Genomic DNA, 20,843 nt, shown 5'->3' with positions numbered 1-20,843 from the left:
TTCAGTTATACTAACCAGTTGGTTAGGCTAACCTTCCCTGAGTATTGCTACCCATTTGGGTTAAACGAATCGCACTCCCTGTTCTTTAATATAATCTGTCTTAGATGTTGTCCCACAATGACGACAAGTTGAAGTACCCCGCGAACTACCTGCCGCCGGGTCAAAACCTAACCCTTTTTCCGTCGCCGACTCGATAACTTCCAACTCAACCCGCTTTGTGTCGTGATTAGGAATCACCTTAAGTGCAACATACTTTTTAGACTTCTGGCAAAGCCATGTTTGCCGCACCAAAGGAACATCAGCGCCACAACCAGGGTTAGGACATTTAACCGTTCGCGTCCATAAATATGCAACAGGAGTAATATTTTGTGCGAGAGTTAACTGCTTAACTTTTGGTGCAAATAACTCTAATTGCTCAGATTCCTGCGGCACAACTTCCCCCACCTTAATATCAGGGTATAAGTCACCAATTTCTCCTCGGACTTTTTCAATCACCCAATTGCCCCATTTTTCCACCTCATCGGCTAATTTTCTGCCGTACTTTTGGGGATAAACTAGCGTACAAAGCTCAATAATATGAGCCACCGGATTGAGTTCAACTGCGTAGGTTTCGCACCCCAAACGCAACGCTTCTAACGGAATAGCCCCGCCGCCAGAAAACATATCTAAAACCTTTGGTGGCGGCACTTGATTTAATGGTGTTTCTGGCGGTAAGTTCAGGCGAAGTTTTTGCGCTTCTAGGATTTGCTTTCTCGCTTTATCAATAGTAGGTTGTCCAGCTTCCCATTTACACAAATCAATCATTGCTTGTTTCAATGCTGTGCGCTTCTGTGGTGTTTCTGGTGCCGCTATTAGGGATGCAAAAACCGCCGCTCTTGCTGCGACTAAAGGCCGTCTCGCCCACCATAAATGTAGGGTGGAAATGTGACCTTTGCGAATCGACTTCTCCCGTGCAGCTTCTACCGAGATTTCTTTGATAGGGATAAAGTCTTCAATTAAGCGGCGGTCATTTGTCATGGTGGGTTAGTCTTTTTTGTTTGTCGTGTAAGAATGACGAAACTATCTGTCATTGTCAGGTATAGCAATCGCCCGGATGGTTAGGACGATTTTGAATATAGTCGTGGGGTGGGGGCGGGTTTTTATCATTTGTCGATGAGTGTCACAGATTCGGGCGAACCCGCCCCTACTGCACTAATCGCCTTGGCGGTTGCTATACAAAGCCACCTCATATTATACACTATTTTTCTGCAACGCTTCAGCAGAAATAATATACCGAGTAACTTGCTTAATTTCTTTAGCATCCGTCGCTAAATTATTAGCAGGATTTTGAATAATTAATAACTGCGGGTTTTCAATCTCGCAACCCCAAACAACATACAACCAATAAGAATCTTTTAACTGTTGTGCTTTGCGCCACTCATTTACCGTTAAGGCCACTTCTTGATACAAATTAGCCCTTCCCTTCACCTCAATTCGACGCACCTCGGCAATTCCCGTTTCTGGATTTGTAGGCCCTAAACTGCGAATATCAAACCCACTACCATCGTGATTTTTACTAATATCTTCCGGTTCCCATCCCCGCTGTTTTTCGTAGTCAATCACGTACTGCATGGCAAATGCTTCGACTTCTGGGTCGTTCCGCATCCCCGGACTAGAGACCTCTACAGGTACAGGATACACCAAAGCGGTTCCCAAATAAGCCACTCTGCCCGATCGTACTATTTTGAGATAATCCAATTCTCCCTGCTTATTTTTATAACGTTCTTGCAAATCCCGCACCTTATTTTGAGCCGCATCTCTCGCCACCCGATAAGTTTCATCTCCCGCCGCCACTTTTGCCGCCAATTTCATCTGAGTAGATTGGGATTCTCTAATAGTATTTTCCATCGCTTGTTCTAAGTAATCTTGGCGAATTTGTAATTCTTTACTACAGCGCAATCGTTCCTCATTCATTAACCCTAATTGTACCTTGACTTTCAACCAGTTTTCGGCTTTTTGCTGTTGTTGGGGTGTGGGAAATTGGCAATCAGGAATTGGTACAGGATGGGGTGCTAAATCATGCAAACAATCGGGCGAAGCTAGGGATAATTCCCCTGAAGCCTTTTCAACAACCGCACACAATTTAGCTCTAAGAACTCGATTCTCTCCCTTTTTGCCTTGCCCTTCAACCTGAACATTAAAAAAGTGAACCCGATAAGATTCTTGAGCATCAGCATCGACAAAAACAGCACAATGATGAGCTATTTCCTCATTTAATTGAAGGTCTAAGCGTTCAGCAATTGCCGCAAATAAAGGATGTCCTGGTGAAAGTAAATCGGCATCTTGATGAGACGCGGCTGCTAATTGTTCTTTATAAAACGTGAGTTTGGGATAACTTTTCTCCGGTGTACCCAACCGCCGCACTGCTTCTAAATGATTTGAGCGAAATTCCTCTTTCACATAACTTACCCGCCACAAACCATCAGCCCGCACTTCTAAATTAATCCGCAAGAAATCACAAATTCGCTTAAAGAATTCTTCCACATAACGCGGCATTAACCGCTGTTCTTCCGAGACATAATCTTGAGTTTTGGTGTGTCGAATTTGAGATAGATCGACGTGAGAAGTAGCCAAGGCGACACCCGTTGCTTTTTCTAATTCTTCTAGGCGTTTGGGGTCAAGCCGTTCTAATTGTTCTAAAACTTCATCTTCGGAAACTTTGCTATAAGTAGCTTCTCGCAAAAAATCTTCAAATCTCATATCATTTAATTGCAGCAATTGACCAATGACATCAAAAACGCGATCGCCCATTGCTTTGCGAATTTCTTCGAGTTTACTTAGCAACTTATCTAAAACGCGACCTTCAACAGTATTGATGGCAACAAAGTTAAAAATATAAACATTTTGGCTTTGGCCAATGCGGTGAATTCGCCCCATGCGCTGCTCTAAACGGTTAGGATTCCAGGGTAAATCGTAATTAATCATCAAGCGACAAAACTGTAAATTTATCCCTTCCCCGGCCGCTTCTGTTGCCAAACAAATCTGCTTGTTAAATTGAAAATCTTTCTGGGCGGCTTTTCTGGCCAACACATTCATCCCACCGTGAATTTCACAAGTGCTGTAACCCCACTGTGTGAGATTCTGTTTAAGATACTCTAAAGTATCTCGGTGTTCTGTGAAAATCAGCAGCTTACCGCGTCCGTCTTTTAATTCTTCAAATTCTGCTCTTTTTACGCACTCTTTGAGTTTATTGAGTTTAGCTTCTGTGCCGATGTCAATGGTTTTTTGAGCTAGTTTAACTAATTTACCCAATTCCTGCAATTCTTCCCGCAGTTGGTCTAACTGTTCAGATACTGTTGACTCGATGGCTAATTCCTCTAATTGATCCTCTTCGCAATCCTCACTTTCCTGTTCAGAGTCAGGAATTTTGCCTAATGTTAGCAATCGCTGGTGCTGTGCTTCGGGAGAAAGTTGACTGAGTTCTTCTAATAACTCAGCAAACCTGCGTTGTCGTCTTTTGAGTGAACTAAAAATTGCATTTAAACTGCTAGCCAATCGGCGCTGCAAAACAGTCCGCGCCAAAGCAACGGCAGCTTGCTTGCGACCTTTGGTTTTGCCCAAATATTTGTTAATATATTTAGTAACTCGGTCATATAAATCTTTTTCAGCAGGCGACAAGTCAAAGGAGACGGTAATCGGAAAGCGTTCTTTGAAAAGCTTGTGTCCTTCAAAGTCTCTCAATTCTTCTTTGATTCGGCGCAGGAACCAAGGGCAATTGTTCAGCTTTAAAATTTCTGGGTTGAGTTGATTTGAAATAAATTGGTCAGCATCTAGCAATCGCAGAAAGTTGTGAAACTGATCGACATCGCCTTGGTGGGGAGTAGCGGTGAGGAGAAGCAGGCGATCGCTAATTTTTGATAATTCTTCAGCCAGTTTATACCGACCAGTGCGTCGCAAATCTTCCCCCTGAGTGCGAGCTGAACATTTGTGTGCTTCGTCAATAATCACTAAATCCCAATCAACTTGTAAAATACTGGGGAGGATGTCATCGCGTTTGGCAAAATCAATAGAGGCGATACATTGACGAAACCTATCCCACGGATTTCCTGCTAATTGACCTTTTACTAATACTGAGTTAATGACTTCAAAAGTTTCGGAAAATTTGCTGCGGAGTTCATCTTGCCATTGAATTGTTAAAGGGGCTGGTGCTAAGATTAAAATGCGCTCGATAATGCCCCGTAATTTGAGTTCTTTGAGTAAGAGTCCCGCCATAATAGTTTTGCCTGCCCCTGGGTCATCTGCTAATAGGAATCGCAGGCGAACTTGAGGTAATATGCGTTCGTAGACGGCTTCTAGTTGATGGGGAAGGGGACGCACACCGCTGAGACTAACTGCGAAGTGGGGGTCGTAGGCGAAGGCGGTTTTGATGCGGGCTGATTCGATAAATAGGAAGAAGGAATTGCTGTCAACGGGTGTGGTGATGGTGGGTTGTTGGTTCGCTAAAATTTCTGTGACTTCTGCGGCACTCAGCATGGCATCGCCCAATTCGCCGGCACTGGTGCGAACTTGTAACAGCACGGTATCATCGATGGCGGTGACTCTTTCGACGGTGACTGTTCCGGTGAACTGTTCGGGGATGGAAATGCGTTTGCCGATGAGTTGGTCTAGCATAGGTTATAGGATTTGAGATTTGAGACTTGAGATTTTATACCAATTATTAAAAGTTGCAGATATAGCCTTTCTCAGTAACATGAGGTGCTCATAGGGCATAGGGCATAGGGCATAGGGCATTGGGCATTGGGCATTGGGCATTGGGCATTGGGCATAGGGCATTGGGCATAGGGCATACCTCACTTTTTTGAGAACCGCTATAGCGCGTCTCAATTAGTTTTACAACTAATCATAAGTGTAAAAAGAGAGGAATGAAGCAATCGAAAAGAATGAGATTGCTTGGTTCCTCGCTATGACACTGAGATTTAAATGCAATTGGACAGGATCTAACGGCTAACAATCAACAGACTGCCTCTCTATTTTTAACGCCGCTTCGACTCTTTGATATTCCGCTTCAACCTCTTCTAAAAGCGCGCAGGCCGGATCGGGTAAAGACTGGTTAGCATTTGTGCCGATGCGGCCCATGATTTCGAGTTCCTCGCACAGTTCAAACAAGCGAAAAGCACCGAGAGTACCGCTAATCGACTTTAAAGAGTGAGCCGATCGCCGCAAAGCCAGCGGATCGGCGTTGCACAGAGCCATAGAGATGCCTCGCAGCAGTTCGGGAGCTGTTTCGAGGTAAATCTCGATCGCCTCGTCCAAAGCTTCCACTTCTCGCAGTCCCTCTATAATCTTGGCACTCAGGGAATCGTGCCCCTCTGACAAAGCCCGATCGAGATTTGATGCACCCCACTCGACGACTGCGGGCGAATTGGGAATTGTCTGTTGTGGATTTCCCGCAACAGCCACATTCGATCGGACTTCTAATTCACTCGTTTCTTCGATGTGTTCCGCCGGGGCATCCAAACATACAATCGGCTGCAAACGATCGAATGCGGAGTTCGATCGAGATTTACACGCGATCAAAGCTCGCACCAACTGATCAATTGCGATCGGCTTACTCAAATAGTCGTCCATCCCCGCAGCCATACACTCTTCGCGATCGCCCTGCATCGCATTTGCCGTCATCGCCACAATCCAAGGCCTCGTCGATTTTCGATTTTCGATTTTCGATTTTCGATTGTTAGATTCCTCGTCAGTCGATTTTCGATTTTCGATTTTCGATTTTCGATTGTTAGATTCCTCAGTCGATTTTTGATTTTCGATTTTCGATTTTCGATTGTTAGATTCCTCAGTCGATTTTTGATTTTCGATTTTCGATTTTCGATTGTTAGATTCCTCATCAGTTTCGGAAACTTCTGATTCTCCCGTGGGATTTTCTAAAGTTAAATCTGCTGAAAATTGCTCCCGGATGCGGCGGGTAGTTTCCAGTCCGTCCATTTCCGGCATTTGCACATCCATCAGCACCACATCATAAGGCTGGCGGCGCAAAGCTTCGAGCACTTCGATACCGTTTCCCGCCACATCCGCGCGATACCCCATCCGCTGTAAAATTTGCAAAGCCACCTTCTGATTCACCAAATGATCGTCAGCCAACAGAATCCGCAGGGGTAAGTCCTCTGCCAGCACGGGTATGGTTTGCAAGAAAGACCCGGTAGTGCGCTGCCCTTTAAATTCAGTTGTCTGTTCTCCAAAAATATTGATTAAAACATTGTAAAGCTGAGATTGTTTGATGGGTTTGTTCAAAAAAGCAGCAAAATCCATCTCCATAGAAGGGGGGTTAATTTCTTGCCTGCCGATCGAAGTTAGCATCACTAACGGCAACTTTTCGCAATCAGGATAGCGGCGAATTTGCGCCGCTAAAGCTAACCCGTCCATTTCCGGCATTTGCATATCCAAAACTGCCAAGTCAAACATCTCTTTAGCAGCCAGCCAATCTAAAGCCAAACTAGCCGAAGCTGAAGCCCTAGCCACCATTCCCCAAGACTGAGCTTGGAGAGTCAAAATTCTGCGGTTGGTAGCATTGTCATCGACAATTAAGACTCGCTTGCCAGCTAATTCAGGTTGAGAATTGCTCAAGTTAAGTGGTAAGGAATTCTTGCAGCCAGAAACGATCGTACTAAAATAAAAAGTAGAGCCAACGGATTTCGTATTTTGGGCGATCGGCTGGTTGCTGAGTACAGATTTGGCATAGCCATATTTTTCGGCAATTTCGCAAGATTCTGCCCATCCCAAATCAATAACTGCCGACGATCTAAAATGGGCCGGAGGATTGCCCGCCACACTACCCATACTTTCCACCCACATCCGGCCGCCCATCATTTCGGCCAAACGCTTGCTAATTGCCAAACCCAATCCGGTACCGCCGTACTGCCGGCTCGTTGAAGAATCAACCTGGCTGAAAGATTTAAATAGCCGATCCATGCGATCGCTCGGAATGCCGATACCGGTATCTTTGACCGCAAAATGTATTTCGTATGCTGGATTAATTGCTATCGGTTCGCCAGCAATTAATGGCGGTTCTTTAGCCTTAGCCGCCGGCACTGAAATCTTTTTGGCAGTCACCGAAACCACCACTTCTCCAGCGTCGGTAAATTTAACAGCATTACTGAGCAAGTTGATTAAAATTTGCCTCAAGCGGGTGCTATCGCCGATCGCCGTTACCGGTACTGTACGATCGATCAAGTAACCCACTTCCAGTTTTTTTTCTGCCGCCTTAGCAGCTACCAAGTCTAGAGATTCCTCAATGCAAGTGCGGAGGTCAAACGGATGTTCCTCCAAGTCCAATTTGCCCGACTCTATTTTCGAGAAATCTAGAATATCGTTGATCAGCGTCAGCAAGGCATCGCCGCTGCTGCGGATAGTTTCTACAAAATCGCGCTGTTCGCGAGTTAAGGGGGTATCCAGCAGCAAACCGGTCATGCCGATGACTCCATTCATCGGAGTGCGAATTTCGTGGCTCATGGTGGCTAAAAATTCGCTTTTGGCTCTAGTAGCCGCCAGTGCTTGATCGCGAGCTTTTGCCAAATCTACGTCTGTTTGCTGGCGTTCGAGTTCGCTTCCCACCCACTGAGCCATCAGTTTCATCAACTCTCTGTCTACAGCTCGAAACGGTTCTGTCACAGGATTCGGAGAAAAGAAGCACAGAGTGCCGTAAACTTTGCCTCCCACCGTGACGGGAATGCCCATGTAAGCTTCGATGGGGAAGGCTCGATCGTGCGTGTTGAAGGAAAAACCCGAAAATCGCACCGACTCAAAGTAAATCGGTTCTTTTGCCATTGACGTAGCGACGCAGAAAGTTTTTTCCAGATCGTAGATTTGGTCTTTGACGATCGACCCGTCGGGACACTCAACAGCGATTATTTGATAGTTGTCGCCTTGAATGCAGGACAAAATTCCCACGGACAGGCCTAAATGCCGACATCCCATTGCCAGCAGTTCTTGGAGGCGCAAATCAAAGGTAGAGAGGTGGTTGAGCGGGTCTGTACGGGGAGCCGAAGTCACTTGGTACAAAGCTTTGATTGCAGCTTCGCTTTCTCGCAGTTCTTGTTCTGTTTGCTTCCGCACGCTGATGTCGCGGGAAATGCCGATAATTTCTTGGACTTCGCCGGTTTGGGGATCGCTGATCGTGCGGCCGGTGGTTTCAAACCAAATGTATTTGCCGTCTTTGCGGCGGATGCGGTAGCTGACGGTGTAAGTAACTGGGAGTGCCAGGACTTTCCAGTGAGCTTTGGCAATGGTTTCTAAATCGTCGGGGTGAAAATAATCCTTGGGGACGCGGCCGATGAGTTCCGAAGGTTCGTATCCCAGCAAAGCGCGGCTGGCGGGGGAGACGTAAACAAACACGCCTTTGGGGTCGTGTCTGGTGATCATGTCGGTTGAATTTTCGGCCATCAACCGATAGCGGTCTTCGCTTTCATTACGTTCGACTTGAGAATTGCCTAATGCTTCTAGCATTCGGTTGATGGCGTCGGCCAAGCTTGCGAGTTCATCTTCTCCTGCCATAGGAACTCTCAAGCTGGGGTCGCCGTTGGCTGCGATGTTGCTGACGCTGGTGCTCAAGGCAGCCAATCTCGCCAAGACTAATTTTTCTAGCAACAGCAGGGTGATGGCGCTAAATATTAAACCTACTGCCAGTATTGATAAGGTAAACAGCTCCAAGGTGGCCTGACCTTGGCCGTAGATGATGCGATCTGTCTCTACTCGCAGCAGCAACGCTAGGTTGCCGTGGATGTCGCGAATCAGGGCGTATCCTGCGACTAAGGTGTCGCTGAGTGGCTCGACTAAAATTTCTGCTGATTTGAGGTTGGAAATTTTGAGTTTGACATTTTCCAACTCCTGCCTCGATCGAGCCATCGCCTTGGCGCTGTGCCCGGAGTAGTTCGCGGCTCCCACTTTAAAATCTAAACTCGGCAATCTAAAATCCACTGACAGGTGAGTCAGTTCTGAAAGCAAACCGATTTCGGTGCTGTCGAGGTAGCGTCCCAAGATCAGCGTTCCCCGCGACGGGCCTTGGGCGTTGCTGTTGAAGATGGGCTTGGAGGCAATCAGCAGCCTGGCTTCTGGCAGGGTGAGGACGCCTGTTTTGCCTACGGGGCGATCGCCAGCGACTGTCGATGAGTCTAGTAGCGCCTCGGTCAAGTGCTGTTTTAAGCTTTCGGGAATCGGGATTTCGGTTTGGGATTTAAGGTCGAAACCTTTGCTGAAGATCGTCTTACCCTTCGAGTCAAGCAGCACCAATAAGTTTAGTCTTAAGTAAATAAATGTCGAATCGACGAAATTTGACTTGACAAAATTTTCGTTCCGTGTTTCGACGAAAGAGTAAGTATCGTCCCACTCGGCGTAATCTTGGGCGCTGGTGTCTAAATTCGACAAGTCATCATCTAATGCGTCCAAAGCCCGTGCGACATCCTGGCGGACGTACTGTGCCTCCAGGTTGTGAAAATCATGCAGCAAAATAGTTGATGCAGTGGCATACAGAACCACAATCAGGCTGATCAGCGCTGCACCGATGATTAATAGTGTTTTTTTTCGGAGTTGCATGGCGTCGCCCTCCTCACGGTGCTACTAGGCAACTAGCCAGGAGAGGTTTGAGACGTAAGTTGTTTAGCATTGGCTCGCGCAGGGCCTGCGTGTTTGGACTGTTCTGGGCTGGCTTGGCAAAGCCCTTGGTATTTCCAAGGCATCCGGTATGTTGCCCCCCACAGTCAGTGTAGTATTTTCACAGCTTTAGTTCCCTATTATGCACAACCTATGACATACAAGTTATAACCTGACGATCGGCCTCTTCAAAATAAACCGCCGATCGAACTTAAAACAGTTCGCGTTTGATACTGACGCAGCCAGGGCGGCGGGCGGTTGGGAGAACAGGCGTGCTGGGTTGAGAACCCTAACTATATATTGTACCTAAAAAGTATTGAGGAGAGAGCGGACTGGCGCGTCGAGTTTTGCGCGCAAAAATGTTCTCATTCCAGCAGCTTTTTTGACTTTTGTCGTTCTCTAGCAATCCTTGCAGGAGTTGTGGAATGAACCGAAAAGCCAATCCAGCGTCGAAGCCTGAAGCACGTTCATAACTGAAAAAAAATTGCTCTAGCAGAGGTAATTAATATCCGCAGACTTTTCGTTTACATCTGCCAATAAAATAGAAAATCAGGAAATCCCCAAATTAAGATTTTCACCGCTCTATTTTGAATGAATCAAAACTGCTAATTAAGATGTATAAATTCACAGTTTTTACCCTCTTCAAAAAAACGATAGGAGCGGGTTTACCCATAACATTATTCAACAGTAAGCTGTTGCACATTTAAACTGTGAACTAAAATTTGATAAAGTTCTTGTGGGGAGTAGGGGTTGGGCCAGAAAGCCCCCACAAAAAACACGATTTAGATGCACAACAGCTTAACAACAAATTAATACAAACCCGTTCCCACTCCCCGATCGCATCCTTTACTAACATTAGTGCCTGATATCAGTAGAAACTCATATCAGGCACTATCTGCAATCCGATCGCAACTTGAGTCTTTTTTATCGGATAACGGCTAAAGCACCGGCGCCAGCAGCAGCAGCGGCCGAGGAAAGAGCGGTGAAAAACAGCCACCAAGAGGCAACTTCTGCCGCTTTCCGGGTTTCTTCGGCTTGTTTTTCGGCTTGCAGTTTGATGCTTTCGAGGCGAAGCTGTGCCTCTTGCTGCAAGCGTTCTGCTCTTTGCAAGACGCTGTTGCGGCTTCTTTCAATTTGGTCAATCAAGCGGTTGGCATCTGCTTCGGAAATGTCCTCGCGAGAACTCATTAATGCTACTAAAGTATCGCGGTTGAAATGACCCAGCCGATCGCGCAAAGCATCAAATCCGGCTTGCGGATCGTCAAATAACTTCCGCACATCCCGCGTAATGCCTTCGTAGTTGAGTTCAGGGCGATCGAGCGAATTGAGGTAATCCCGAATTTTTCCGAGAATCCCGTCAATTACCGACTGAATACCCTCCTGTATTTTCTGAATTTGCAGTGCGAACTCATCGCGCACCGACAAAATTCCATCGACAATGCGATTGGCTTCTGCTTCAGAAATATCCGGCCGCTGAGACAGCAGAGAAACAACTGTAGCTCGATCGATGTGTGACAAGCGCTCGCCCAAACTGTAAGCGCCGACTTTCGGGTCATGCAGCAGCAGTTGCAAGTCGCGCTTGATGGCTTCGGGATTTAATTCATCCTTGCCCGTATTACGCAAATAATCTTCTAAAACACTCTGAAAATCCTGTACTTGGCTTTGCACCCGTTTTGCCAAACGGCGCGGCGCTTTCACAATCGAGCCAAGGGTTTCCTGCACTTGGTCGATAACTTGATTGACTTGTTCCTCGCTCAAATCTTGTCTCTGAGAAAGCAGTTTTACCAAAGTATCGCGATCGACTTGAGACAGGCGGCCACGCAGCGCTAAAGCTCCTTCTTTGGGATTTTCCAGCAGTTTTGTCAAATCCCGCTTAATCCCTTCTGGATTGAGTTCTGATTTGCCAGTATTGCGAAGGTAATCTGCAAGGGCGGTTGTGGTTTGGTCGTACTGATCCTTAGCTTTTTCGGCTAACTTTTGCGGCGTATGCACCGCGCCGTGCCAGTTTTCTTCGGCGCTGTCGAGAAGCTGATTTACTTGGTCTTCGCTGAGGTCTTTCCGCTGAGATAGCAATTTTACCAAAGTTTGGCGATCGAACTTAGAAGCTCTAGCTCTCAGGGCCCACATTCCCGCTTCCGGGTTATCCAGCAGCGTTTTCAAATCGCGCTTGATGCCTTCGGGATTGAGTTCTTCTTTGCCCGTAGACTTCAAGTATTCTTGTACTCTTTGCCACTGGTTATCTAGCCGGACTTGCGCTGCTTCTTGCAGACCTTTAGCATCTGCTAAAACTACATCTCGCGTCCTTTCTAACTCTTGAACAATCTGTTCTACTTCCTGGAATCCGAAGTTTTCGCGACCTCGGAGAATTTGCACAAAACTGTCGCGCGTGTAAGGAGAAAGCCGATCGCGCAACTGTTCGTAACTAGCGTCGGAATCCTCTAAGATTTTTTTGAAATCCCTCCCGATACCTGCTGCTGTCAGTTCTTCTTTCGGCGTCAGCTTCAAATAAGTTTCTAGCCGCCACTGCAAATCGCGGGCTTTTTCTTGCTCCTCGGCAAAGATTACGGTTTGTAAAACGCGCTGTCTAATTGCTTCTAATTCCTGGGAAATTTGTTTAATTTTGTCTTGGGTAAAAACACCTCTACTGGCTAGGATTTCGGCAAAATTAGACTGTTTTAGTTTTTCTAATTCGCGGCGCACTGTTCCTGGATCTGCCGTAGGATCGTAGAGCACGTCCCGAAATTCGCGCTCGATGGCTTGGGGGTTCATCTGCCACGAATAAGTGTTGAGTAGGTAGTTTTCTACGTCGGCACGAATAGGGCTGTAAGTTACGGGTTCGCCTTTGACTTGAGCGGTAATTTTATCAGTTTGCTGGGTAACTTTGTCTTTAGCTTCTTTGAGCTGACCGACTACTTTTTCAAGATCCAAGTCAGAAATATCCGTGCGACCCAATACTATTCCCATTAAAGCATTGACTGCCATTGTGGTTGCTTGGGACATCATGTTCGGGCTTTGTCCAGAATTTTGACCGCCCAGACTGCTGAGGGCTTTTTCTACCCTACTTGCCAATTTATCTGAGACCAAATCTCCCGATTTGGCCGATTTGAGATAGTCTACTAATTGCGCGATACCGTCTGATGGCTGCCCTTGTTTTCCTACTTGTTTCCAAGCATCTTGGAGTTGGTCTACAATGCGGTTTACGTCGCGTTTTGATAAGTCCGATCGCGAACTTACTAAATCTACGAGAGTTTGCCGATCGAGATTCGGCAAATTTTCGGCTGCAATGGTTTTTAGTTGCGGATCGTTGAGCAATTTTTCAAACTCGCTACGCATCCCTTTGATGTCTAATTCCGGCGGTTTGAGGCTTTGGATGTAGTCTTCGACGTTTTCGCGCAAGCTTGTGGGGTCGATCGCGCTACCGAGTTCATGGCCCACTGCTGCTGCTGCTGCTTTGGCGGTGGCGACTACTTGGTTGCTGGCTGCTTTTGCGCCGATGGCCGAGGCTGCGGTGCCGACAATGGCTTGAAAGCCTGCTGTGGCGCTGTTGACGACGGAACCGATCAAGGAACCGACGGTGGTGGAACTCACCCAAACAAGCATTGAGAAATAGGTTGCCCAAACGACTAAACCGACGATCGCACCTAAACCGGGACTGCTAATCAAGCTGAGCTTAACTGCAAGCAAGCAAGCAAAGAATAGGGCGATGGTGACGGTGATTAGCGTCCAAGTGCCTACTTTTCTGCCGATGTGGCGGACAGGGGAACTGCCGCTATCCGAGTGGTGGTCGTCGTCGTGGGATTGTCCCATGTACGAAAGGCCTGCAGCTACTGATAAATTTGTTAGCAAGAGTTGGAAAGCGCAGGCGAGTACCACTCCAGCTATCAAGGCGATAAAAAATTGCGGCCCGGAATAAAGGAGTGCTGCGTCTTCTACTCTGTTTGTTGTAGTAGTCTGCTCTACTGGCACTTGAGCCAGCCAGAACCCGATGTTATACAGTTGTGGATTTATTGGCAAATTTTGATACATAGTATATTCCTCGTTAAGGAGTGGGTGCGCGCTCATTGGCGCAAGTTAACCAATGTATAGTTTTAGACTCATGCCCCCAATGGCAAGCATCGCCTTATTGTCGAGCTAAAGCATCCCCCTACAGTTGGAAGTGTAGAAATATGTCTGCAGCCGGCTGTTACTTTAGGAATAGTTGTGGTATGTAAATTGGCAGTTGTGAAGTTGTTAGCTCTCAGTTATGAGTAAGGTGCGCGGCGGCGTAGCCGAGATAGATGGTAGTAATGGTAAGTCGGATTAAAATAATCGCAGAGGAAAATCTTGGGTCGATCGATATTAAGAGTCGGCACACAAGCCCAGACAAATTGTTCACAATTCATCAACCAATGCCATAGCAAATTAGCTTTGAAGGGATTCGATAGTGCAGCGAGAAAGTCATGCAATTATTATTGGCGGCAGTTTAGCAGGACTGTTGGTCTCTAGAGTATTAGCAAAACACTTCAACCGAGTAAGTATTGTAAAACTTCATTGAGTTTATAAGCAATTATAAACAATAATGGTATTATGTTGTGAGTGTTGAATAAGGAATACGCACAGCCTGAAGAACGGAAATCTCAAATGCAGTTAACAGAGAGGCACATCATTAAATCCACGGAACATCGTTTCGCCCAAATTGACGAACTAGCCTTTAAATCAAAAAACCTCTACAATGCCGCCAATTACGTCATTCGTCAGAACTTTATTTATGGATGGGGCTATGTCAATTACAACGAAATGAACCGATTGATGAAATTTCATGAAGCCTACAAGACTTTGCCTGCTAAAGTAAGTCAGCAAATCTTAATGGTTTTAGACAAGAATTGGAAATCGTTTTTTGAAGCCGTTAAAGCTTACAAAGTTGATGGTTCAAAATTCACTGGTCGCCCAAAATTGCCAAAGTACAAAGATAAAGTCAAAGGGCGAAACCTTCTCGTTTACACGATTCAAGCAATTAGTAGCAAACAGTTAAAGGAAGGAATTATCAAATTTTCCGGCACTGAGCTTTCAATTAAAACCCAACTCAATCCCAACCAGATTTGTCAAGTTAGACTGGTTCCGAAATGTGATTCCTATGTAATTGAGGTGATTTATGATGAACCGGAGTCCACCATCAGCAATGCCAACTCTGTAGCTAGTATTGATTTAGGACTGGATAATTTAGTGGCGTTAACTTCAAATCAACCGGGATTTATCCCTTTGTTGATTAACGGGCGACCATTGAAATCGATTAACCAGTTCTACAACAAACGCAAATCCCGATTACAATCCCAATTGAAAGGGAATCGCAAAACTTCACCCCGGATGAGCGCGCTTAACTCGCTGTCGCAACCAGAAAGTTGATAATTATTTGCATCATGCTAGTCGTGTGATTGTTGACCATTTGGTAGTGAGCCAAATTGGAACGCTGGTAATCGGCAAAAATGCACAGTGGAAAACCGATATCAATCTCGGTAAACAAACCAACCAAAACTTTGTCAGCATTCCTCACTCTCGATTAATTGAGAAATTAGAATACAAATCTCGGTTGGTGGGAATCACAGTAATTGTGCAGGAAGAATCCTACACATCCCGCTCCAGTTTTTTAGGTTTAGACCCAATTCCTGTTTATGGAAAAACAGAAAAAGAGCCTGTGTTCACTGGTAAACGGATGAAGCGAGGTTTGTACAAAACATCGACAGGTCAGTTAATTAATTCTGATGTGAATGCTTCGTACAACATTCTCAGAAAAGCAATCCCAAATGCGTTTAGCTTTCTTGATAGGGAGCTGCGTAGTTCAGCCGAGGCGGGTTAATCCGCTCAAAGTGAAAGTGAAGGGGGAGGGACTTGACGCCTCCCATGTCATGTGCAATAAATGACTATACTTTTGCCAGCTATTGTTGAACGAGATTTTTTCCCAGAAAAACCCGCCCCTCGCCCCGGTATTCCTCAATCTCGTCATCTTCACATCCTTTTAAATGGCGGGAGAATCATCCTAGAAGAGTTTTTTCCCGGCTTGGAAAACGAACTGGTAGCGGCTGGTGCTCCTAGTTTAGATCCGAGGTCTATCGCCTGGTTTAGTCCGGCGGGTTGGGCCCCGCAATCTAGCCCGGATCTAAATGATTTAATTATCTTCAGTCGGGATTTACTTGATTGGCAAATTCGGCGCCGCTTGAGTGAAAATACGAACGTGCATTTCCTCGAAGGAGGCACAGTAGTGGGGTTGCTGGCGGATGCCTCGCGCGCGGAAGTTGCTGGCGTGTCGGTGCGTTTTCGCGATCGCCACAACCCTGGTAACATCCATGCAGAGAATTTGTATGCAGATTTGGTAGTCGATGCTAGTGGCAAAGTTTCCAAAACACCTAAATGGTTGAAAAGTTTGGGCTATGAACCTCCGCAAGAAACCGTTATCAATGCTTTTGTCGGCTATGCCAGCCGCATCTATAAATGCAGCGGTAAATTGTCAGACACAGCGCCAGTATTTGTGTCACTAGGGCCGCCATTTCGCACCCGTGGCGGTGCAATTTTTCCGATCGAAGGCAATCGCTGGCTGGTGAGTCTCAACGGGGGCGATCGCGATTATCCCCCCGCAGACGAAGCAGGTTTTCTAGAATTTGCCCGCACTTTGCCAACCCCGACAATTTATCATGCGATTAAAGACGCAGAAGCAATAACACCTATTTATAGTTATCGAGGTACAGAAAATCGTTTGCGCCACTACGAGCGCCTCCGTCGTTATCCTGAAAATTTAATAATTATCGGTCATGCAGTTTGCGCTTTTAACCCGATATACGGACACGGAATAACGGTTGCTGCACTGGATGCTCAGATGTTAGATGAATGCCTCCAAAAGCAGCGGCAGCGCTATCTGGAAGGCAATTTAAAAGGTTTCTCTCGACAATTTCAACAAAAATTAGCAAAATTACATACAATTCCTTGGACATTTGCCATCAGTCAGGACTCTCGCTATCGGGGAAGTGAAGGTGCAAAACTAAACCTCGCTACGCGGCTGACAATTGATTACATGGATTTGGTGTTAAAAGTGCTGGTCGGAGATGCTAAAGTTTGTCAAGCATTTGTGGAAGTTGTGCACATGATTGAGTCGCCGGCTGTACTTTTTTCTCCCAGTATTGCGGTTAAGGCGATCGGGCAATTAGTCACCGTTCGGCAGAAGGCAGAATTAATATAAATAGTTTATACAGAATCAGGTTATTTTTGCCTCTTCTCTTTTTTTCCGCCGATGAAGGAAGATCAACGCAGATGAAATCCTATTCATCTGCGTTGATTTAACCTGATATGATTTCCGCTAGAACCTGCATGATAAAAAGGATGACTTTTGCGACTGCGGTTTTCGGGTATTTCACGTAATTAAGAGGGGTAAAATCAGATTTAGTACCGCAATTGTCGGTTTTTGAAATAAATCTAATGAATGGATTTCAAAAAATGTTTGTAGTCACCACTTACCCACAGGACTCAATAAACCAGTTTTTTTCCCCCTATCCCTCGCGCTTCACGGTATATTGTCGTAAAAAAATCGGTTTCTGCAGCCTAAACTAATATAGACTTGTGCAATTCTCAATTGCCAGCCAAACAATCTAATTGTTCTTGCATTTGGGCGGTAACTCGATCGAAACAAGCATCAACATAATCGCGATCGCGCGCAGCCTCCGAACCGTACCTCTCAAATACAATTGGTTCGCACACGCGAGTCCGAATTTGCACGGGTAAAGGCAGGTTTGGCAAAGGCCCAATACTCAATCCCCAAGGCAACCCCAAATACACCGGAAATACCACCGGATCGATGCCCAACAACCACGGCATCCCCCATTCATGCAATTGCTTAACTTGTTCGTATAAATCTGCCAAAACTATCAAAGTATCGTGTGCACCGTGCGATACAATCGGTACAATTGGCACTTCTTCTCGCAATGCTAATTTGATAAATCCCTTGCGTCCCGCAAAGTAGATTCGATCGCGCAAATGGTGGGGGCGAAAAACATCTTGGGCGCCGCCCGGATAGACGAGAACTGCGGCATTTTTGCGTAAAGCTGCGATCGCCATTTTCGGATGTGCCTGGAGGGCACCACACTCAACCCCCATACTAGCAATCTCTGGGGAAACCTTCCATACCGTGGGGTGCATCAATCCGTAGGCCAAGCGTTCCGTGCCGTACCTGCGGAACCATTCGTATAGGAACATAAACATATCGGGAGCGGCGAGTCCCCCGTTGTGAGAACCGACAACAAGCATTTTTCCGCTCGCGGGCACGTGGTGCCAGCCGTCGCTTTGTACGCGAAAATAGTAGCGGTACAGCCATTCCCAAACTGGCAACCAAAGCTCAATGAAGTCGGGATTGCGATCGTCTAAAGATAGACCGTCAAAGGGATAGTTAGAGGATTTGCCGTCTTTTTTGTTAGTAGTTATTGTCACTGCAAAAATATTTAACGCTTTGGTCATTATATAGCAGAAGGAAGAAAGCTTTAACTCTCGAATAGAGAAGGCTTTAGTTATTTAGGAAAGAAGGAAGAAGGGAGGAGATTAGTTGGGCTTGTCCTCTCCTTGTGCCTGCGCTAATCCCGATCGCCCTGCGAAAAAAAGATTTTTCCTATCATTAATATGCTCCCATCCCGCAGGAATCTACCGCATTAGTTTTAGCAATTGAAAACATCATAAACATCGAGCGCGGTTGCTATAGCAATATAATTAAATACGGTTCAGATAAGACTGATCCCCCCTAGCCAAGAGGGCGGGCACGGGGAGTAGGGGTCGCACCGCCCCTACGAAGGGGGGGACAAGAAGTTGCTCAAAGTCCCCCTTCTTAAGGGGGATTTAGGGGGATCTCCGGGGAATTAACAGTGTTAACTGAACTGTATTGCAATATAATTAAATCAGAATTGGCGCAAATATTTGGTTTCTGATTTGAGCGGGCTGGTTTTGTTCCGAGGTTTTGTGCTGCTTGTCTCCACAGGGGCAAAACCGTTTGGAAACAGCTACAGCAACTGTCGCTGATAGCGGGGCGACTTTAGCCACAAAAACACAACTGTGCCTCAAGCCGATAAATTTCCGTTTTGGAAGATTTTATCAAATTGACGCTAGCCATCGCGTCAATGCTAGCGATTTGCGCTGTTTGCCACAATTTTAATAGTTGTGGACGCACGTACTACAATTTTCTCTCCGAATATAAAGTAGTGAAGCAATCTCCAACCCTTGATTTAACGCCCTTGAGTGCGTAAGTCCTGTTTAAGTAAGGTACGATCGACAGTGGAGTTATGTCAGCGCGATCGAAGAACTGTATGCGGCTTGTGACACCTCACTACGACGATGGGGTCGATCGCGCCCATCGCCTGTCAATCTGAATATTGGAGCATCTCAACCACAATCTCGCTCTCGAAACTGCCAAGAATTCACATGAAATGTAGCCCCATATTACTCAACTGCAACAACTGACAGCTAAATGGTTTAACGAACACAACAAATGACTTGCTGTCCTAGTAAACTGTCCGGCATTTAAACACTTAACTGTTTACTTTTCCCGTCTACCATTCCCCGACTCGGACACTCTCGCCTTCTCCCTCCCCCACTGTGGCATAATGAGCCATTTATAGGCGTAGCAGCTTTATGTGTCTTCGCTCAACTCACCAAACATTAAATTATATAAATTAAACTTGACTTGCGGTCATAAAAAAGTTATATAAAGCTTTTTTGTGGAAGACAAATCGATTTTTTTGCTATATTGACCTGCAATTAAGATAATGATTGTGGTTAAGTGAGGAGTTGAACGGATGAAAAACTTGAATTGCTGGAATAAGCCCGCTGCATTGCTGGGCGCGATCGCGATCGTAGCCGGAAGTTTGCAGGCGAATGCCATCGGTGTTGCCACCCCATCAACATCCACTGTCAGTCAAGATGCGGAAAATATTTCCTTTGAAGATAGCGCCACCTTTCAAATAGCCCAGGCTGGCAACCTTTGTCGCAAAGTCACCCCCAAAGAAGGTTTGACCGTTCGCCAGAACCCAGACCCCAAATCCCCTAGAGTTGGCGGGGTACCACTTAATACTCAGGTAATGCTGTCCCAAGGCGCTACTTCTGTTAAAGCCGCCGACGGTCGCCTCTGGATTCAAATTACCGCTCCCGTCACAGGGTATGTGGCTAGCGGATATCCCAACAACGAGGCTAATTTAGGTTCGTGCACGACAGCCAGCACCACAATTAGTCAAACTCCTTCCCCAAGGCCGGCAGCGACACCAGCACCGGCACCGGCGCCGGCACCAGCACCGGCACCAGCACCAGCACCCGCACCCGCACCCGCACCGGCACCAGCACCAGCACCAGCACCCGCACCCGCACCCGCACCCGCACCAGCACCCGCACCCGCACCAGCACCAGCACCAGCACCCGCACCCGCACCCGCGCCAGCACCAGCACCCGCACCCGCACCCGCACCCGCACCTGCGCCCGCACCCGCACCTGCGCCTGCGCCTGCCCCTGCACCTGCGCCTGCGCCTGCACCTGCGCCTGCAACGGGCCCCGTAAGTCTGTGCCGCCAAGTAGAACCTCGCGTAGCGCCGAGGGGTCTAGCTATCCGCACCGAGCCTTCCAAGACTTCTGCTGTTAAAGGCGGTGTACCGGCTAACGGTCAAGTAACGCTTGTACCGAATTTCCAGTTAGTGAAAGATAAGAATGGAGAAAATCGCAATTGGGTTGAGATTTCAGCCCCTGTGGCCGGATTCATCTCGGCGGGAAATTTAATCATGTGCAAGTAAACTTCTGAGTTCGATCGCTCTTTTTGACTAAAAGAGCGATCGACACCGAAAATAGTTTTAAGTTATTGTCGCGCAGCCGGGGAACAACGCCGAGCCCAGATTGCTTCGTGGACTTACGCAGGAATAACTTATTTCTGTCGGCAGCCAGCGGTAGCGAATCTTTCTTGGCCTCTGTTTTTCATCCTCGGTTGCGTAAAGTCCTAGCTTCATTCCTCGCAACGCATCCGGGGTGAAAGAATTTAAGCAAAAAGCCGATCGACCTTTCTACTGACAGCGGCCACTTGCCCAATTTTGGTGTCCGCCATTTGGTTGACACTTCGATTGTCTGCCAATCCAGACAATTTCCCACTTAGGATCGCGAATTAAATAACTTACAATTTTAATTGTTATTGTGGGATGGGCGTCCCGCCCGTCCTTTTTGGACGGGCGGGA

General features: G+C 46.7%; 8 protein-coding genes and 1 pseudogene. 4 read left to right on the top strand and 5 right to left on the bottom strand.

The window, feature by feature from the left end; all coding sequences use genetic code 11:
- Nucleotides 1-60: 60 nt before the first annotated feature.
- From QUB04_RS30995 to QUB04_RS30980, 4 genes are all read right to left on the bottom strand, one after another.
- Entirely contained in the window at nt 61-1,017 is a 957-nt protein-coding gene (locus QUB04_RS30995) for a DUF1156 domain-containing protein (RefSeq protein WP_333290516.1), read from the bottom strand.
- 213 nt (nt 1,018-1,230) lie between these two features.
- Nucleotides 1,231-4,650 carry a helicase-related protein gene (locus QUB04_RS30990; protein WP_333290515.1) on the bottom strand — a complete coding sequence of 1,140 codons (3,420 nt, stop codon included), beginning with the start codon at nt 4,648-4,650 and terminating at the stop codon, nt 1,231-1,233.
- 333 nt (nt 4,651-4,983) lie between these two features.
- Nucleotides 4,984-9,573: a response regulator gene (locus QUB04_RS30985; protein WP_333290514.1), complete on the bottom strand. Its 4,590-nt coding sequence runs from the start codon at nt 9,571-9,573 to the stop codon at nt 4,984-4,986.
- Nucleotides 9,574-10,554: 981 nt separating this feature from the next.
- Nucleotides 10,555-13,656: an MFS transporter gene (locus QUB04_RS30980; protein ID WP_333290513.1), complete on the bottom strand. Its 3,102-nt coding sequence runs from the start codon at nt 13,654-13,656 to the stop codon at nt 10,555-10,557.
- A gap of 594 nt (nt 13,657-14,250) precedes the next feature.
- On the opposite strand from QUB04_RS30980, the pseudogene QUB04_RS30975 reads away from it, so the two are divergent.
- Nucleotides 14,251-15,527: pseudogene (locus QUB04_RS30975) on the top strand (RNA-guided endonuclease InsQ/TnpB family protein).
- The gene (locus tag QUB04_RS30970) at nt 15,524-16,837 is read left to right on the top strand and encodes a 2-polyprenyl-6-methoxyphenol hydroxylase-like oxidoreductase (protein ID WP_333290512.1); all 1,314 of its coding nucleotides are present in this window, start codon (nt 15,524-15,526) and stop codon (nt 16,835-16,837) included. The pseudogene QUB04_RS30975 and the gene QUB04_RS30970 overlap by 4 nt, the downstream one beginning before the upstream one ends.
- A 386-nt stretch (nt 16,838-17,223) precedes the next feature.
- Here the strand turns inward: QUB04_RS30970 and QUB04_RS30965 are convergent, their stop codons facing one another.
- Nucleotides 17,224-18,105, bottom strand: a complete 882-nt coding sequence (locus QUB04_RS30965) for a lysophospholipid acyltransferase family protein (protein WP_333290511.1) — start codon at nt 18,103-18,105, stop codon at nt 17,224-17,226.
- A gap of 523 nt (nt 18,106-18,628) precedes the next feature.
- Here QUB04_RS30965 and QUB04_RS30960 point away from each other — a divergent pair.
- Both QUB04_RS30960 and QUB04_RS30955 read left to right on the top strand, forming a co-directional pair.
- The gene (locus QUB04_RS30960) at nt 18,629-18,790 is read left to right on the top strand and encodes a hypothetical protein (protein ID WP_333290510.1); all 162 of its coding nucleotides are present in this window, start codon (nt 18,629-18,631) and stop codon (nt 18,788-18,790) included.
- A gap of 640 nt (nt 18,791-19,430) precedes the next feature.
- Complete coding sequence (locus QUB04_RS30955) at nt 19,431-20,411, top strand: SH3 domain-containing protein (protein WP_333290509.1); 981 nt, start codon at nt 19,431-19,433, stop codon at nt 20,409-20,411.
- The last annotated feature ends 432 nt before the right edge of the window (nt 20,412-20,843 follow it).

The organism is Microcoleus sp. D2_18a_B4 (assembly GCF_036702475.1).
Classification (GTDB): domain Bacteria; phylum Cyanobacteriota; class Cyanobacteriia; order Cyanobacteriales; family Microcoleaceae; genus Microcoleus.
Note: the sequence above shows the minus strand (reverse complement) of the source record. Positions and strands in the feature narration are given on the sequence as shown.

What these genes read in the sequence shown, in the direction of transcription:
- QUB04_RS30995 (WP_333290516.1), bottom strand. Translation starts at nt 1,017, where the DNA reads ATGACAAATGACCGCCGCTTAATTGAAGACTTTATCCCTATCAAAGAA.
- QUB04_RS30990 (WP_333290515.1), bottom strand. Translation starts at nt 4,650, where the DNA reads ATGCTAGACCAACTCATCGGCAAACGCATTTCCATCCCCGAACAGTTC.
- QUB04_RS30985 (WP_333290514.1), bottom strand. Translation starts at nt 9,573, where the DNA reads ATGCAACTCCGAAAAAAAACACTATTAATCATCGGTGCAGCGCTGATC.
- QUB04_RS30980 (WP_333290513.1), bottom strand. Translation starts at nt 13,656, where the DNA reads ATGTATCAAAATTTGCCAATAAATCCACAACTGTATAACATCGGGTTC.
- QUB04_RS30970 (WP_333290512.1), top strand. Translation starts at nt 15,524, where the DNA reads ATGACTATACTTTTGCCAGCTATTGTTGAACGAGATTTTTTCCCAGAA.
- QUB04_RS30965 (WP_333290511.1), bottom strand. Translation starts at nt 18,105, where the DNA reads ATGACCAAAGCGTTAAATATTTTTGCAGTGACAATAACTACTAACAAA.
- QUB04_RS30955 (WP_333290509.1), top strand. Translation starts at nt 19,431, where the DNA reads ATGAAAAACTTGAATTGCTGGAATAAGCCCGCTGCATTGCTGGGCGCG.